This window comes from Bacillus sp. ISL-47, assembly GCF_018613175.1.
Taxonomy (GTDB): domain Bacteria; phylum Bacillota; class Bacilli; order Bacillales; family Cytobacillaceae; genus Cytobacillus.
The window spans coordinates 26332-41805 of record NZ_JAGGQS010000054.1 but is presented as its reverse complement, the minus strand read 5'-3'; the positions used below and the strand labels follow the sequence as shown (position 1 = coordinate 41805).

The window sequence follows — 15474 nt, the reverse complement described above, 5'->3', positions numbered from 1 at the left end:
CTTCAGGATGCTCAGCAAACCGCGGGGCGGGCGGTGAGCATCCTGAAGCGCAGGAGTCTCGCACCTTCCGCTCCAATCAACCAACCTTATTTGTCAACGCTTTATTCACAGATCTATTTAAGTACAACAATCTTTTAGAAAATAGCCTTTTAAATAAAACCAAGTGTGCTCATGAACACAACAATAATCGTAATCGGAACGACCCATTTCATCAGGAAGCTCCAGGCTGAGTACAGGGCAGGCGATAGTGTGCTGCTGCGTGTGAATTCGTCTTTCACAAGCTGTTTATTCATTTTGTATGAAATAAACAGCGCGATCAGCAGGCTGCCGAGCGGAAGCAAAATATTGCTGACAAGGAAATCTGTTGCATCAAAGACATTTTTCCCGAAAATTGCGAAATCTCCCAGCAGGCTGAATGACAAAGCTGCAGGAATTCCAGCCCCAAACACAACCAGGCCAGAGATCCATGAGATCTTTTTCCGTGAGTGTTTTCCGTTCTCGATAAAAGCAGATACGATGATTTCCAGCATGCTAAACGAAGAAGTTAGTGTTGCAAATAAGAATAGAAGCAGGAAGATCGCCAGGAAAAATTCGCCCATTGGAATTTGTGAAAATACTGCCGGCAAAACCATGAACAGCAGGCCAGGACCTTCTGCAGGCTCAAATCCAAATGCAAACACAACAGGGAATATAGCCAGGCCAGCCAGAATGGAAATAAAGATATTCATGGTCACAACGGAACCCGCTGATGCAGGAATGCTTACCTTTTTATCCAAGTAAGAGCTGTATGTAACCATGCAGGAAAAGCCGACCGCAAGCGCAAAGAATGACTGTCCAAGTGCGTAAAGGGCAGATTCACCGGTGATTTTGCTGAAGTCCGGGTTCAGAAAAAACTTAACCCCTTCCATTGCACCATCCAGTGTCAATGCACGGATCACAAGCACAATAAAAAAGACGAATAAAAGCGGCATCATATATTTGCTTGCTTTTTCAATTCCATTTTGTATGCCGAACGTAATAACAATAATATTAATAAGCAAAAATGCCGCCAGCCCGAAAAGTGTTAAACCAGGTGTGGAGGTGATGCTTCCAAATAATTCAGGGTACGCCGCATCTGGTGTGATAATTTGGCCCCCAATGGCCATCACACTATAAATCAGCACCCATCCCCCTACAACCGCATAGAAGGAAAGAAGCAGGAAACAGCCAATGACACCAAGCTTTCCGGTGATCGTCCACCAGCTGTTGGGAGCAAGCTTATAATAAGCAGAAACCGCCTCTTTCTGTGCGCCACGCCCAATGATGAACTCTGAAACAAGCATAGGCAGCCCAATCAGAACAGTAAAGGCAATAAACATAAGCAAAAATGCGCCACCGCCGCTCGTTCCAGCTACGTACGGAAACTTCCAAATGGCCCCCAGGCCGATCGCTGCACCGGCCGAGGACATGATAAAACCAAATTTAGATGACCATTGCTCTCGATTTGTACTCATAGTACCCCCTATTAAAATTTCTCTATTTTTATCGTAAAACAACGGCAGGAATCCCCCCGCTTAAGGATAATGAATAGCGGGGATAATTAAGCTGCCTGTATAGTATGAAGGAACGCAGACTAAGATCGCCACGCCGCCATGCGCTTGACACATAGATTGTGAGTCGAAGCTAACCATCCATTGAGATGAATCCCTTTTATTTTATAGCTCAGTGCGGATATCCCAAAGTTCAGGGAAGAAGCGCTGATCCAGCACCTTTTTCAGGTAGCCGACACCTGAAGAACCGCCTGTTCCCATTTTAAAGCCGATGATTCTTTCCACCGTTTTCATATGGCGGAAGCGCCACTGCTGAAGCCAGTCTTCAATATCCACAAGCTTTTCTGCCAGCTCATAAAGCTCCCAATACTTTTCAGGATTTTTATACACAGTCATCCAGGCGTCGCGGACGGAAACATTTTCTTTGTATGTTCTGGTTACATCTCTATTTAAGATTTCTTCGTCAATTGCCAGACCTGCTTTGTGGAGGGCGCGGATTGCGACATCGTAAAGTCCTGGTGCTTCGAACGCCTCTGTTAATTTCGCATGCAGCTCAGGATCTTTTTGATAGATTTTCAGAACATGCTCCGTTTTGTATCCTAACGCAAATTCTACCATACGGTACTGGTAGGATTGGAAGCCAGATGCCTGGCCAAGTGAATCACGGAACTCCATATACTCGGACGGCGTCATTGTGGACAACACATCCCATGCCTGGATAATCTGAGATTGCGTCTTCGAAACACGTGCAAGACGCTTCTGTGCTGTGGATAAGTCGTTGTTTTCGATTGATTCAATAGCTGCGCCCATCTCATGAAGAATCAATTTCATCCACAGCTCACTCACCTGGTGGATAACAATGAACAGCATCTCATCATGATGGCCGGAAAGCCGGTTTTGTGCAGACAGGATCTTATCCAGCTGCAGGTACTCACCATATGTCATATTGTTAGTAAAATCCGTATGAATACTTTTTTCCGATGTAGTTGCGTTAATATCTTGATGTTTTTTTTCGTTGATCATGGTGGATCCTCCTTGTGTTTTTGGTTCTGGTTCTACATGTAGTTACGGTCCGGTGTATCAGCATCTTTACTAAAGAGGCCGCTGCTATGGACCTCACAAATTGACAAACTGGCTTTGGCCGGTAAATCATGCTGTTTGGCCGGTATTTCCCGCTTTTTGGCCGGTATTTATTTAAAAATGGCCGGTAACTGGTTGTTCTGCTCGCTAATTCAGGTCCGGATAGCTGCAAAATAACTGTTTGGCCGTTAAATCTGGTAGTGGAGCCGATAACTAGACGAGTCCGCAATATAACTTCCTCAAATCAGCCATCCCCCGTCCAATAATCTTTAAATCGGCCGAATAACCGCCCGCACCGGACTGCCATCCGCATCTTTAATCGGCAGCGGCAAAGCAATCAGCTCATAATTGCCTTCTTTTACATCATCAAGCATAATATTTTCTAAAATATGAATGCCATTCCGATATAAAGCATGGTGCGTTTCCATGTCCTTGCTGTCGAGCGGGTCGACGGATGGAACATCCACACCCAGAAGGCGCACCCCCTTACTGCCCAGGTAGTCAGCCATATCCGCCGCCAATTCTGAAATCCTTTCTGGGAACACTTCCGGATTATTCGGAACCGCTGTTTTCATTAGCACACGTTCCACGCCTTCTAAATCAAAACCCTGCAATACTTCAGCATCTACGCGATCATAACCAGACACATCAATCACACGCGCAGGCCCGATATACAGCTCAATATCAAGATCAATAATCTTCTCGCCTTCATCATTAAAATGAAACGGCGCATCGACATGGGTACCGGTATGCAGGCTGGTTGTGATCCGGCCAATATTGACCGATCCTGTTTGTTCTTTTGTAAAAGCCGTTTCATAGCTGAATGGCGTATCGCCGGGCCAGTGTGCAATATCGCTGCTTAATGGCTGTGAAATATCAATCCACCCTTTTTTCGTCATGCTACGACTCCCCGTTTGTTTTCATATTGCTTGTATTTTTCCTCTTCCATAATGCTCTTTAAAATTTGAACGGTTTTCCAGACATCCTCAAATGTATTGTAAAGCGCAACCGGTGCCAGCCTAATTCCATTCGGTGCACGGAAATCAGGAATGACCCCCTCCGCCTTCAAGGCCTTACAAATTCTGGCCGCTTCCGGATGCTCCAGATAAATATGACCGCCGCGCTTCTTCTCATCAAGCGGATTTCGCAGAACAAAACCGAGCCCGTCCAGCTCATGCTTAAATAAATCGATCAAATAGCCTGTCATTTTAAGAGACTTCTCGCGGATCTTTTCCATCCCTACTTCATTAAACATGCTGAGAGAGCCAATAATCGGCGCCATGCTAAAAATATTCGGCGTTCCGATTTGGTATGCGCCTGCATCCTCAGCAACTGTAAGCTCATGCTCCATATCAAATTGCTTATCCTTGCGGGAGCTGAACCAGCCGGCAAGACCTGGCACTTTGCCAAAATGGCGCTTGTTCACAAACAATCCGCCTGTGGAACCTGGTCCGCCGTTTAGATGCTTATAGTTGCACCAGAAAGCAAAATCAGCATCCCACGCACTCAGTTCATGCGGAATGGAACCAACCGAATGGCATAAGTCAAAGCCAATCTCGATGCCGCGCTTATGCGCCTCGGCCGTCAAATATTCCATATCCAGCACCTGGCCGCTGCGATACAAAACGCCCGGCAGGACAATCAGCGCGATCTCATCCGTCATCGCCGCGACAATATCTTCTTCCTTCAGCGTATGGCCATCTCCGCTCTTTACCTGGACAAGATGCTCGGCAGGATCATAGCCCTTCAGCTTAACCTGGCTTTGCAGCGCATAAATATCGCTCGGAAAGTTTAATTCGTCGGCCAATATTTTCGTTCTTTTTCCTTCCGGCTTATAAAAAGTAGATACAAGCTGGTGCAAGTTTACGGTAGTGGAACCGCTTACAATCACTTCCTCCGGATTTGCCCCTACGATTGGCGCAAGCTCTTTTCCAAGTGTTTCAGACAGATAGAACCAAGGATTGTCCCCTTCTGTCCAGCCGTCGATTCCATGGTTCCTCCAGGAATCCAGCAAATCAAGAAGCGATTTTTCCGCTCGCTTGGAAAGCAGGCCAAGGGAGTTTCCATCCAAGTAAATTCCGTTTTCCTTTATATAAAACTCTTCCCGGTAAGATGCCAGACCATCCTGGGCATCCAGTCCGATTGCATATTCGCGTGTAATATCCATAGATTTCCAACCTTTCAGAATATTTATTATTTACGCAAATTATATAAGTTTAATTGACACTATGTCAATGATATAATGTCAATAAGGTTGTCAGAAAACTCAAAACCATTTAAACTGATTAAAAATACTTCAATGTTCGAAATATAAAAGCAAACTGGCAAAGGAATGAAAACATGACAAACTCAATTGACCAATTGCCGGCAAGGCAGCAGCAAGCCATTAAAACACGGAATAAACTCCTAAAAGCAGGAAAAGAAATCTTCCTCGAAAATGGCTTTCAAAAAGCGACCATCTCGCAAATTATTAAAAAAGCCAAAACAGGCTACGGAACAGCGTATGTTTATTTTAAAAATAAAGATGAGCTTTTCATCACCTTGATGGAAGATTTAATGAACCAATTTTACGAAGTGGCCGAGATGCCCTTCAAACCGCAGACAAAAGACGAAGCCTATGAAAATATCAAAAAGCAGGTTCGCCTTTTCCTGCAGTTGGCTTTGGATGAGCAGGACATGATGAAGGTGGTAAAAGAAGCAATTGGTGTCTCACCTGAAATCGACCATAAATGGTATAGGATCCGCGAACGATTCATCGAGCGGATTTCAGTGGATATCCGCTATGCCCAGGAGCAAAAGCTTGCCAAGCAGCATCTCGATCCATCTCTCACCGCAAGAGGCTGGTTCTACTCCAATGAAATGTTCATGTGGGAATTGGTTATGAACGAGGATAAATATGAAATGGAAGACATCATTGTGAACCTGACCAGTATGTATACAGGCGGGTTATATGATTAAAGAAGCATTCGCGGGATAAATCAGCGCCATTTTACATTTAGCCATCGCCTTCATAGATTTATGCGTCAGTTTACTAGTTTTGTGCTTCACTTTTTCGATTTATGCGTCAGTTTTGTTGACTTATGCACCACTTTTCGATTTTATGCGTCACTTCCCATTCCACCGTTTGGTTTAAAGTCAAAAATCGTTCGTAAAAAAGGTGCCTGCCCCCACCCCGGGGAAAGGCACCTTTTTCAATTTGAAACCAGCTCTCGATCATTTGACGAAACTGTAATATTCCCTTTCGACAGCTTCACCGTAACATCCGAATCCCGCGCAATATTCGGGTCATGCGTTACGACAATCACGCACTTCTCTTCCTCATGAGCAAGCGATCGCAGCAACCCAACAATCTCCTGAGCCGTATCCTCATCCAAGTTCCCAGTCGGTTCATCCGCCACTATCAGTTCGGCATCACAGCACAATGCCCGCGCAATGGAAACACGCTGCTGCTGTCCGCCGCTCAATGTGAGGACTTTTTGCCGGGCCTGAAGCTCAGAAATTCCGACCTGCTGCAGCATTTCCAAGGCAATTGCCTTTTTATTTTTTGTGGAAGACCCCGTAATTTCCATCGCAGTCAGGACATTTTGCAGCGCCGTCATATACGGAAGCAGATTATAAGATTGAAAGACAATCGAAACATATTTATTCCGGAACCGGGTGAGCCCAATTTTTCGGATATCCTTCCCTTCATACAGCACTTCTCCCTCTTTTGGAACATCGAGGGCGCTGGCCAGCGCCAGGAACGTGGTTTTCCCGGAGCCGGATGGCCCAATGATGCTGTAAAAATTCCCTTTTTCAAAGGTAACATTAATATTTTTCAAGATATCGTGTTTTTTATTTTCGTGTTTATACCAGTAGCTGATTTTTTTGAATTCCAGCAATGAACTCATATTTCCATCTCCTTTTAATCCTGCTTGCTAAGAATGGCTTTTGGCTGAAGGCGCAGAACCGATAACGAAGGCAATAATACTGACACAGCCGCAATCACCAGGCCGATTAGTGCCAGGAACCCAAGATCCTCTGTTGTCACCTGGACATTCAGCTCATCAACTGTTTCCACTGATGCTTGAGCCTGCATCATTCCCGGTCCAAAGCCGCCCATGCCCCTTCCTCTGAAGGATTCAGGTGTATTCGTCTGTTCCGCGGACGCTAACTCCTGATTCAAGAGCTTATCGCCAAGCTGGCCCGCCACCACATTGCCGCTTGCTGTTGCAATGCCGAGCGATAGAACCGCCACCACTAAGATTTCGGCAATAAACTGGCCTGCGAGCTTCCATCTTTTTTCGCCAATGGCCAGCAGAACGCCCATTTCATACTTTCTTTCACGGATCGACATCATGACAATTAAGCCCAAAATAATCGCCCCGGCTATGGATACCAAGTACACAATGTTATTCGAAAAGCTGGCTACGTTCTCAATCGGCCCGACCATCTGCTGATACAGCTGGTCATCGGCATCAAGCTTGAACGTTTCAAAATCAATGCTGCTCTCTCTCTTTGCCTGGTCAATAAAGCTTTGCATTTCAGCAGGGTCATCAATGTAGTAAATGGCGCTATCGATCGAATTTTCATAATCCGCCCCTTTTATTGAAGCTGCCGCTGTATATGGAACGTATAGCTTGTTATATGGATTCAAGGCTGTAAAATCCATTGCCTGATCTGAGCCGGCGGACGCCGTTTGATAGATTCCGATAATTTCAAACTCCAGAACGGCCGTTTCATCCCGAGGGTTCGTGACAGTAATCTTATCGCCAACACCCAACTCATTTTCTTCCGCCAATGTCTGTTCAATCAGCGTGACATTTTTTCCGATATGCTCTTCTGTAATCCCGCTGCCTTCAACAATCGCTGAAGTTCCATCCCTAAATTCTGCAACAGAGTCTGTAAAGGCAACTCCCTGCAGGCTGACATCTCCCTGCATCATTCCGCCCGGCATGCCTCTACCAGGCTCCTGCCCTTCACCGCTTTCATCCGAGGTATCGGCATCAGCCGACTCACTTTCAATCGGTTCAAAATTGGAGGCTAGCCCAGTAGTGGATGAGTAAAAATTATAGCCTTTAATCTGCTCGTAAGAAGCTAGTTCCTCTGCCGCTTCAAGCGGAACCAGCACAGACTGGAAACGCACCCGCTCCCCTCCGCTCTGCTCGGACATCGCCTGCTCTCTCAGTTTTTCCATATCAGCCTGCAGGGTGACATCTGCACCCAGTTTTTGCCGGGCAAGATCACCCGACTTTTCGGCAGCTGTCTGGGTCGACAGTCCCGCCAGCACTAATACACAAATCACAGTAAACACGAAAATCTGCAGAATGCTTTTCCCTTTTCGTGCTTTCACACTTAAAAAAGCTCGCTTTAAAAAATTCATCTTCATTTTCCCCTCAGCCCTCTAAAAAGTTCTTTATCTCATATTCTTCAAATTTTTCTTCCAGCCATGCGGTGTATTCGTTCTGCATCTCTGTTTCAAATAACGTATTTTTGATGTCTTCTTTTACATCCTCATAGACCGCTTCTTTGGCTTCCTGCTTTTCTGCTACCTTGATGACGTGGTAGCCATATTCCGTTTTAACGGGCTCGCTGATTTTTCCCGGCTCCAGAGAGAAAGCGACTTCTTCAAATTCAGCGACCATGTCTCCCTTTCCGAAAAAGCCGAGGTCTCCGCCTGCATCTTTATTGCTGTCATCGGTCGAATATTCCGCTGCCAATTCGGCGAAGTCCCCGCCGTCATTCAGCTTCTCAATGACTTCTTTTGCCGCCTTCTCATCTTCCACTAAAATATGGCTCGCAGACACCTGTTCCTCCTGGGCAAAGCTGTCTTTGTTTTCATCAAAATAGGCTTTCATCTCCTCTTCCGAAATCTCAATCCTTGGTTCAAGCAGCTTTTTCGTTGCCAGGTAGGATTCGATATCATCCTCAAAATCAGCCATCGTCACGCCGCTTGATTCGAGTGTCTGCTTTAAAGCATCCTCACCGCCGTATGATTCCGCATAAGCAGCCTTTTCCTCGTCAATTTCTTCTTGTGTCACTTTCACATTCTCTTTCTTTACTTCCTGATCAATTACTTTCTCCGTAATCAGTGAATCCAGAAGCTCCTGCCCGTACTGGGCAACGAGCTGCTCATGCAGCTCATCCTGACTGATTTTCTCGCCATTAACGGTAGCTGCCGCGTCATCCTGTATGGTAAAAAAGATGGCTGCAGCTGTCCCGATTGTCAAAACACTGCCTAAAATCCAATATAAAACTTGCTTATTCTTCATCGTGTTCCCCTTTCCTAATTCGCTTTCTGATTACTTGTTAACGTCACTTCAGCTGTCTTCAATTCGTCCCCGCGGTAAAATTCGATTTTCACCTGATCGCCAATCGAAAAATCGCTGTATAAATGCTTGCGCAGATCCCCTGAATTCGTAATTTCCTTGCCGCCGATGCTGACGAGAATATCCTCCACCTGAAGGCCGGCTCCCGCTGCTGCCGAATCCGGATCAATATTGGCTACAATCGCTCCGCTTTTCACGCCATAAGGAAGATTGCCCAAATATTGAGGGGGCACTTCGTCAAAGCTTGCCAGTCCAATGCCAAGATACGGCCGGACCACTTGTCCATTTTCAATCAGCTGATCAATCAGCGTTTTGACCTCATTGCTTGGGATTGCAAATCCAAGGCCTTCCACTCCGCTGTCCGCGATTTTCAGGCTGTTGATTCCAACCAGCTGCCCGGCTGTATTCATCAATGCTCCTCCGCTGTTGCCGGGATTTATGGCGGCATCCGTTTGAATGACATTTAAGTTCCATTCACCTGCAGATGTGCTGACTTCAATGGACCGGTCCACCGCGCTCACGATCCCTTGTGTCACCGTTCTGGATAAATCAAGGCCAAGCGGATTGCCGATCGCCAGCACCTGATCGCCGGCTCTTAGCTTGGAAGAATCGCCAAACGGCATGGCAGCTGCGGAGATGCCTCCTTTAATTTTCAGCACTGCAATATCTGTTAGCGCATCCGTACCAACCAATTCAGCCGTCACCTTTTCACCATCATGCAGTGTCACCTGAATCTCGCTGGCATTTTCAATCACATGGTTGTTCGTCACGATATAAGCTGCATCGTCTGTCTTTTTAAAAACAACCCCAGAACCCGTACCGCTTTCGGCAGCTTCACTCGTTTGGCTGAACGGATTATTGTTTTGCTGCTGCATATTCACAACCCCGACAATGGCTTTGGAGGCTTGCTCAATGGTATCCGCCAGTGAATTGGATGAAGCAGACACTGGAGTCACGTCTAGATTGGAAGAGCTTTCAGCTTGTACACTTTCTTCCGGCACGGTCGCCAGTGGTGTGTCTTCCTGGAAATACGGAACGGCTGTCAGCGTAAGCGCCGACCCCAGCACACCAGCAGCCACGGTTGAAAGGAATCCTTTCCATACCGGCTTTTTTACCGCCCGGTTTTCTGTTCTGCTTTCTTCGTTAAAATCCGTCATAATTAAACACTTCCTTCTTATCTATTTTGAAATTGGCTTAGTTATCGTTTGCCTTACAAGTCATACTTTAAAGGCCCAATGTGTCAGGAAAATGTCAAAGGGGTATTTTCTAAATATTTTTCGAAACAACACAAAAAAGCCCAGAGATATTTGACTCTGAGCTTTTCAAGGGACAAGGGGACTGGCTCCATGTCCCAAATAATTTGAGAACGTGTACTTGTCCGCTTGTCTCTTTAAATTCCTTCCTCTTCAAGGAAAAGAAACTATTCCATAAAAAACAAAATGTGCAGGTACTCCTATAGATTATTCATAGGAATGCCGGCATTTTCCACATCGTTTCGGCAGCGATAATCCCTTCTTTTTGTGAAACTGCTGTTCTCCTACAGTAAAAATAAATCGATCACCGCAAATCCAGCATTTTAGAAGGAGGTCCTGAGGCTCATTGATTTCTAATGCTTCGCCGATACGTTTTTTTCTTTCCTGTTCAGCCTTGCCGTCCACTGGATTATTTTGCTCCAAAGCTGTTATTACTTTGGTAATTTCGGTTTGCACTTTTTTATATTCGATCTTTTTCCATAACTCCAGATAGGGAATAAAAGATTGATTGCCGGATCCTTTAATTTTCTCAAGCAGCAGGAAGATGATTTCTCTGTTCCGATCCTTTAGATACATCATATCCGGGTCTCTCTTCCCCTGTTTGATCCATTCCATCCATTCTTCTAATAGTTCATTTGTATATTGATCGGATTGAATCAGCCATCCACGTTCTGTGAATATAATCATAGGCAGCTTCCCATTATATTCAATATCCAAGAAATCATGATTAACCATACAGTCCACTTTTTCCCTGATGTCATCCAGCTTCTCCGACTTAAAATATCCATAGACAGGACACTTATCCAGTTCCAGCTCCAGGATCTTTTTCTCTCGTGAACCTTTTAAAATTTTCGTGAGTAACGTTCTTCCTCCCCTTGCGATGATTTCATCTGCCGCTCTTAAGATAACTTTAACTTCATCTTGAGATAATTGATTTGATGTCAGCTGACATCAAAATGGCATCTCCTTATCCAAAATAGCTTGCTTTGTCTTCCTCTTTTCAACTGTTTTTTCCGCAGGCTTATCATCCAGGACTTTACCAAACTTATTTTCATATAAATCCCTCACCCATTCTTTTACCGGGGTTTTCCATTGCTGATTAGGAGCAGGAATATTTTTCAACAAACTCTTTCGCGACATTCCCAATTCTTTCGCCATCTGGATGTCTGCTTCATTTAACCTGAATCGCTTTTTAGCCTCTGACCATGCTTCACTGTTCTTTTTATTCGCCATATATTTTCCTCCCTTATTTACTAAATGAATGCCGGAGGATTTCCTCGTTTTTGTTATTGATTTGTCCTAAAGGATAAAAGCTTTTTAAATGCCCATTCTCACGCAAAGTGTACAATATTATACTAACACTGTGCAATTGCAGAGAGTCAGGAAAAAAATAGTGTTTTTTTCAGGATATTGGATACTTTAAAAAAGAGTTTAAAGCAGGATGAGGTGAATTCCCTTATGATAAAAACGAGGCATTTACTATTTAATCTCTCTATAATAGTGATTCCGTGGTTATCGCTGTTATTTATAGGAAAGCGCAGTTTCAAACGTTATTCTTTTGCGGGCGTTATTATTATTATTTTTGAGATCATAAATCACATGTATGGACACAAGCGGAATTGGTGGAAGTTTTACGATAAGCGGAAATCCTTTTTTAAGGATGAACTTCCGTTTAGTATTGGTCCCTATATGCCTCTGTCCATGTGGTTACTTAAATATTCGTATGGAAACTTTAAAAAGTTTATATTGCTTAATGTTATTGCTGATGGACTCTTTGCTTTTATCATCATTGATGTACTAAAAAAACTTAAGATCATAAGGTTGAACCGATTAAATCATTTTCAATTTTTCATCTACCTTCACTACAAAGCCTATTTATTATATGGAGTACAGTATTTGTTTGAAAAAGCAAGAAAATTTAGCTGATAAGGAAACAGAGGGACAGGTCCCTTGTCCCACTGTTTCAAGTAATAATCCAGGACAGTGAACCTGTCCCCTTGTCCCTCTATGCCATTATTGAATAGTTTCACAAATATTAAGCAATCTAAACTGTGTATGGGAGGTGAAAATATTTGTCACATCAAAACAGTAAGACAGAGAAGCAAAAAACTAAATCATTAATAGATAATCAACAAGCTGCAGGTTCAGAATATCACAGAGAGCATGCTGGTAACGTTGAGGGATACGGTCAGCCGCACCCAGTTAATGGTGTTGATAATAGGACCAAAAACAATGATTAATTCTGTTAAGAGTGGACTAATTTCTAGTTCACTCTTTTTTTCACTGCTATTTAAATACGGTATATATTTTGGCCCTTTTCTAAAAGACTGTTGCTTTTAAATAGATTTTGTAGAGGAGCAAAAAAGTTTGCAAAAACAGCACTTGTTTTTAAACAAACCTGCAATAAAACTACTCCAAATATCTCTACACACTGATTTACTAAACAAATGCTCTTATAACCTATTTTGTTAAGTCATTCTGCGCCTTTTGAAGTAAAGGAATGTCTTGATGAATTCTTTTTTCGTACTTGGTCATGGCTACAGTTCTCTTTTCTATTAAAGCAGCATAAACAAAAAATCTTTTGACAGCAGGATTATCCCGTGCTAGTATTTTCTTTAAATTTAAATATTTTAAATTTTCGCGGTCATCATATCCGCCGCACCATCATCAGACAATTTCATATGAAATGCTTCAGGTGCTGAGCAAAATCTGCTCAGTTAAAAGGGAAGTCCGGTTAAATGCCGGCGCGGTCCCGCCACTGTATTGGGGAGCGACTTATCATCATGCCACTGTTTCATTTGAAATGGGAAGGGATTAAGTTGCTGTGAACCAGAGCCAGGAGACCTGCCTGTTGTATGCACTTGTACTCTACGGGTATATAGAGAGGAGTGAGGTAAGCACGTTGGGAAAACTGTAATGGCCCCAACTCTATTTGACTATGCACATTTATCTCTCTTTTCGATGAAAAGAGAGATTTTTTATTTTCGGAAAAAAATACGGGGAGTGTTTCAATATTGGCATACGTAAGGAGCTCTAACTTAGGATATCCACGGATCGGAGAACACAGGGAATGGAAAAAAGCCTTGGAGCAGTATTGGGCCGGGAAATCTGACCGGGAATATTTTTTAAAGCAAATGGAAGAATTGCGTCTGGCTCATCTTCAAAGGCAGCAGGAGCAGGGAATAGATTTGATACCTGTCGGTGACTGGAGCATGTACGATCATGTCTTGGATACAGCGTTGATGTTTGGGTTAGTTCCAAAGCGCTTTAAATATGATGGAGGCAAAGTCCCATTGGAGACCTATTTTGATATGGCACGAGGCAGTTCTTCTGCGGTTGCCTCCGAAATGACGAAATGGTTTAACACAAACTACCATTATATCGTGCCGGAATTGGACCAGATGGTACCGGTGCTTGCCGAAAACCGGCCACTCGCATTATTTAACGAAGCAAAACAAAAGCTTAACATCATCGGCAAGCCGGTGATCATTGGCCCGGTCACCTTCGTAAAACTATCGAAAGGATATAAGGAAAAAGAGTTAAACGAAATGGTACACCTTTTTGTCCCTCTTTATGCTCAAATTCTAAAAGAACTGCAGGAGGCAGGCGCTGAATGGGTTCAAATGGACGAACCGATCTTATGCAGTACTATTTCGGAAGAAGACATCGAGCTTCTTAAAGAAGTCTATGAAGCATTATGTCTTGCAGCTCCAAACATCAAAATAATCCTGCAGACCTATTTTGACTATGTAGATTATTTTGAAGAAGTTACTGCCCTTCCCGTTCATGGAATTGGGCTGGACTTTGTCCATGATGGAGGAAAGAATCTTGAAGCTCTAAAAGAGTTCGGTTTCCCTCAGGAGAAGGTGCTGGCAGCAGGTATTATTGATGGCAGAAATGTTTGGCGGGCAGATTTGGAGGACTGTTTCAATCTCCTTGATGAAATTTCTGAATACGTTTGTCCAGGGCACTTGATTGTACAGCCTTCTTCAAGCCTTTTGCATTCTCCGGTAACGGTCAGAAACGAAGATACACTCAAGACGACCATAAAAAAAGCCCTCTCTTTTGCCGATGAAAAGCTTCGGGAAATTCACATTCTTACAACTGGCTTAAATAATGGAAGAGGAACAGTTGAAAAAGACATTACCGCCAGTTCAGCTGCATTCAAGACCTTAGCTGACTCAGCTGAACGCAAGCATACGGAAGTTCAGAAGGCTATCGAAAATCTGCATACATTTAAAACGGAACGGAAAGCTCCTTATGAAATCCGCAATAAAGCACAGGACGCTGCTTTTAAGCTGCCCATTCTGCCAACGACCACGATCGGCAGTCTCCCGCAGACACAGGAAGTTCGGAAGCAGCGGCTGAAGTGGCGAAAAGGTGAACTGACAAGTGAACAGTACGAAGAATTTATAAAAGCAGAAATCAAGCGATGGATCCACATTCAGGAGGAGCTGGGTCTGGATGTGCTTGTACATGGGGAATTTGAAAGAACCGATATGGTAGAGTATTTTGGGGAAAAATTGGGGGGTTTTCAATTCACAAAATTCGGATGGGTTCAGTCTTATGGCTCACGATGTGTAAAGCCTCCAATCATATTTGGGGATGTCTTTTTCAAGGCTCCCATTACACTGAAGGAGTCCCTCTACGCCCAATCACTGACATCTAAGCCTGTAAAGGGCATGCTGACGGGTCCTATCACCATTTTAAATTGGTCATTTGTCCGGAATGATCTTTCCCGATATACAGTGGCAAATCAAATCGCCCTGGCGCTGCGTGAGGAAATCAAAGCACTTGAGAAGAACGGTATCGGGATGATCCAGGTCGATGAACCGGCCCTTCGTGAAGGCTTGCCATTAAAAAGGAAGAATTGGGACAGCTACTTGCATGCTGCGGTCCATGCTTTTAAGCTGGCTACCTCTTCCGTCCGGAACGAGACCCAAATTCATACGCATATGTGCTATTCCAATTTTAAAGACATTATCGAGGCAATTGATGCTCTTGATGCTGATGTCATATCAATCGAGACTTCCAGAAGCCACGGGGAACTGATTCAAGCCTTTGAAGACAGCACCTATAAAAAAGGCATCGGGCTTGGCATTTACGATATTCACAGTCCCCGAGTACCGAGCCGTGAGGAAATGGCCAGAAATATTGACCGCGCCCTTCAAGTCCTTGATCCAAAGCTATTCTGGATTAATCCAGACTGCGGATTAAAGACACGCAAGACCCATGAAACAATTGAGGCTCTGAAGGTTATGACGGAGGCCGCCCAGCAGACGCGAGAAAAACTGCTTACGGGTT

General features: G+C 44.2%; 13 protein-coding genes, 1 pseudogene and 1 riboswitch. Of the genes and pseudogenes, 4 read left to right on the top strand and 10 right to left on the bottom strand.

From position 1 onward, the window contains the following. Window positions 1-149: 149 nt before the first annotated feature. The 4 genes from J7I93_RS18450 to kynU all read right to left on the bottom strand — a co-directional run bounded on the left by J7I93_RS18450 (window position 150) and on the right by kynU (window position 4776). On the bottom strand, window positions 150-1493 hold the full coding sequence (locus tag J7I93_RS18450) for a sodium-dependent transporter (RefSeq protein ID WP_214727394.1): 1344 nt from the start codon (window positions 1491-1493) through the stop codon (window positions 150-152). Between the two features lie 201 nt (window positions 1494-1694). Further along, the gene (gene kynA, locus J7I93_RS18445) at window positions 1695-2552 is read right to left on the bottom strand and encodes a tryptophan 2,3-dioxygenase (protein WP_214727393.1); all 858 of its coding nucleotides are present in this window, start codon (window positions 2550-2552) and stop codon (window positions 1695-1697) included. A 326-nt stretch (window positions 2553-2878) separates the two neighbouring features. Then, window positions 2879-3508, bottom strand: a complete 630-nt coding sequence (kynB, locus tag J7I93_RS18440; protein WP_214727392.1) for an arylformamidase — start codon at window positions 3506-3508, stop codon at window positions 2879-2881. Continuing rightward, window positions 3505-4776, bottom strand: coding sequence for a kynureninase (gene kynU, locus J7I93_RS18435; protein WP_214727391.1), 1272 nt, complete (start codon window positions 4774-4776; stop codon window positions 3505-3507). The genes kynB and kynU overlap by 4 nt, the downstream gene beginning before the upstream one ends. Before the next feature lie 173 nt (window positions 4777-4949). Here kynU and J7I93_RS18430 point away from each other — a divergent pair, with 173 nt between their 5' ends. After that, window positions 4950-5567, top strand: a complete 618-nt coding sequence (locus J7I93_RS18430; RefSeq protein ID WP_214727390.1) for a TetR/AcrR family transcriptional regulator — start codon at window positions 4950-4952, stop codon at window positions 5565-5567. Window positions 5568-5800: 233 nt separating this feature from the next. On the opposite strand, the gene J7I93_RS18425 is transcribed toward J7I93_RS18430, so the two are convergent. The 6 genes from J7I93_RS18425 to J7I93_RS18400 form a co-directional block, all read right to left on the bottom strand. Further along, window positions 5801-6499, bottom strand: a complete 699-nt coding sequence (locus tag J7I93_RS18425) for an ABC transporter ATP-binding protein (RefSeq protein ID WP_214727388.1) — start codon at window positions 6497-6499, stop codon at window positions 5801-5803. 14 nt (window positions 6500-6513) lie between these two features. Further along, entirely contained in the window at window positions 6514-7971 is a 1458-nt protein-coding gene (locus tag J7I93_RS18420; protein ID WP_214727387.1) for an ABC transporter permease, read from the bottom strand. Window positions 7972-7984: 13 nt separating this feature from the next. Beyond that, a complete protein-coding gene (locus tag J7I93_RS18415) occupies window positions 7985-8860 on the bottom strand; it encodes a peptidylprolyl isomerase (RefSeq protein ID WP_214727386.1) in 876 nt (291 codons plus the stop codon). 14 nt (window positions 8861-8874) lie between these two features. After that, complete coding sequence (locus J7I93_RS18410; RefSeq protein ID WP_214727385.1) at window positions 8875-10074, bottom strand: S1C family serine protease; 1200 nt, start codon at window positions 10072-10074, stop codon at window positions 8875-8877. A 303-nt stretch (window positions 10075-10377) separates the two neighbouring features. Further along, a complete protein-coding gene (locus J7I93_RS18405) occupies window positions 10378-11052 on the bottom strand; it encodes an RQC-minor-1 family DNA-binding protein (protein ID WP_483297143.1) in 675 nt (224 codons plus the stop codon). A 69-nt stretch (window positions 11053-11121) separates the two neighbouring features. Further along, window positions 11122-11403 carry a hypothetical protein gene (locus tag J7I93_RS18400; protein WP_214727384.1) on the bottom strand — a complete coding sequence of 94 codons (282 nt, stop codon included), beginning with the start codon at window positions 11401-11403 and terminating at the stop codon, window positions 11122-11124. A 225-nt stretch (window positions 11404-11628) separates the two neighbouring features. Here J7I93_RS18400 and J7I93_RS25245 point away from each other — a divergent pair, with 225 nt between their 5' ends. The 3 genes and pseudogenes from J7I93_RS25245 to metE all read left to right on the top strand — a co-directional run. Next, window positions 11629-12096: a hypothetical protein gene (locus J7I93_RS25245; protein ID WP_251025895.1), complete on the top strand. Its 468-nt coding sequence runs from the start codon at window positions 11629-11631 to the stop codon at window positions 12094-12096. Between the two features lie 146 nt (window positions 12097-12242). Next, window positions 12243-12410, top strand: coding sequence for a hypothetical protein (locus tag J7I93_RS18395; RefSeq protein WP_214727383.1), 168 nt, complete (start codon window positions 12243-12245; stop codon window positions 12408-12410). A gap of 436 nt (window positions 12411-12846) precedes the next feature. Beyond that, window positions 12847-13036, top strand: a riboswitch (cobalamin riboswitch). Window positions 13037-13184: 148 nt separating this feature from the next. Further along, window positions 13185-15467, top strand: a pseudogene (metE, locus tag J7I93_RS18390) (5-methyltetrahydropteroyltriglutamate--homocysteine S-methyltransferase); the annotation flags it as partial. Window positions 15468-15474: the final 7 nt, after the last annotated feature.

Excerpts from the sequence above, each read along its gene's own strand:
- J7I93_RS18425 (WP_214727388.1), bottom strand. The coding sequence starts at position 6,499 with ATGAGTTCATTGCTGGAATTCAAAAAAATCAGCTACTGGTATAAACAC.
- J7I93_RS25245 (WP_251025895.1), top strand. The coding sequence starts at position 11,629 with ATGATAAAAACGAGGCATTTACTATTTAATCTCTCTATAATAGTGATT.
- J7I93_RS18450 (WP_214727394.1), bottom strand. The coding sequence starts at position 1,493 with ATGAGTACAAATCGAGAGCAATGGTCATCTAAATTTGGTTTTATCATG.
- kynA (WP_214727393.1), bottom strand. The coding sequence starts at position 2,552 with ATGATCAACGAAAAAAAACATCAAGATATTAACGCAACTACATCGGAA.
- kynB (WP_214727392.1), bottom strand. The coding sequence starts at position 3,508 with ATGACGAAAAAAGGGTGGATTGATATTTCACAGCCATTAAGCAGCGAT.
- J7I93_RS18420 (WP_214727387.1), bottom strand. The coding sequence starts at position 7,971 with ATGAATTTTTTAAAGCGAGCTTTTTTAAGTGTGAAAGCACGAAAAGGG.
- J7I93_RS18400 (WP_214727384.1), bottom strand. The coding sequence starts at position 11,403 with ATGGCGAATAAAAAGAACAGTGAAGCATGGTCAGAGGCTAAAAAGCGA.
- J7I93_RS18415 (WP_214727386.1), bottom strand. The coding sequence starts at position 8,860 with ATGAAGAATAAGCAAGTTTTATATTGGATTTTAGGCAGTGTTTTGACA.
- J7I93_RS18410 (WP_214727385.1), bottom strand. The coding sequence starts at position 10,074 with ATGACGGATTTTAACGAAGAAAGCAGAACAGAAAACCGGGCGGTAAAA.
- kynU (WP_214727391.1), bottom strand. The coding sequence starts at position 4,776 with ATGGATATTACACGCGAATATGCAATCGGACTGGATGCCCAGGATGGT.
- J7I93_RS18430 (WP_214727390.1), top strand. The coding sequence starts at position 4,950 with ATGACAAACTCAATTGACCAATTGCCGGCAAGGCAGCAGCAAGCCATT.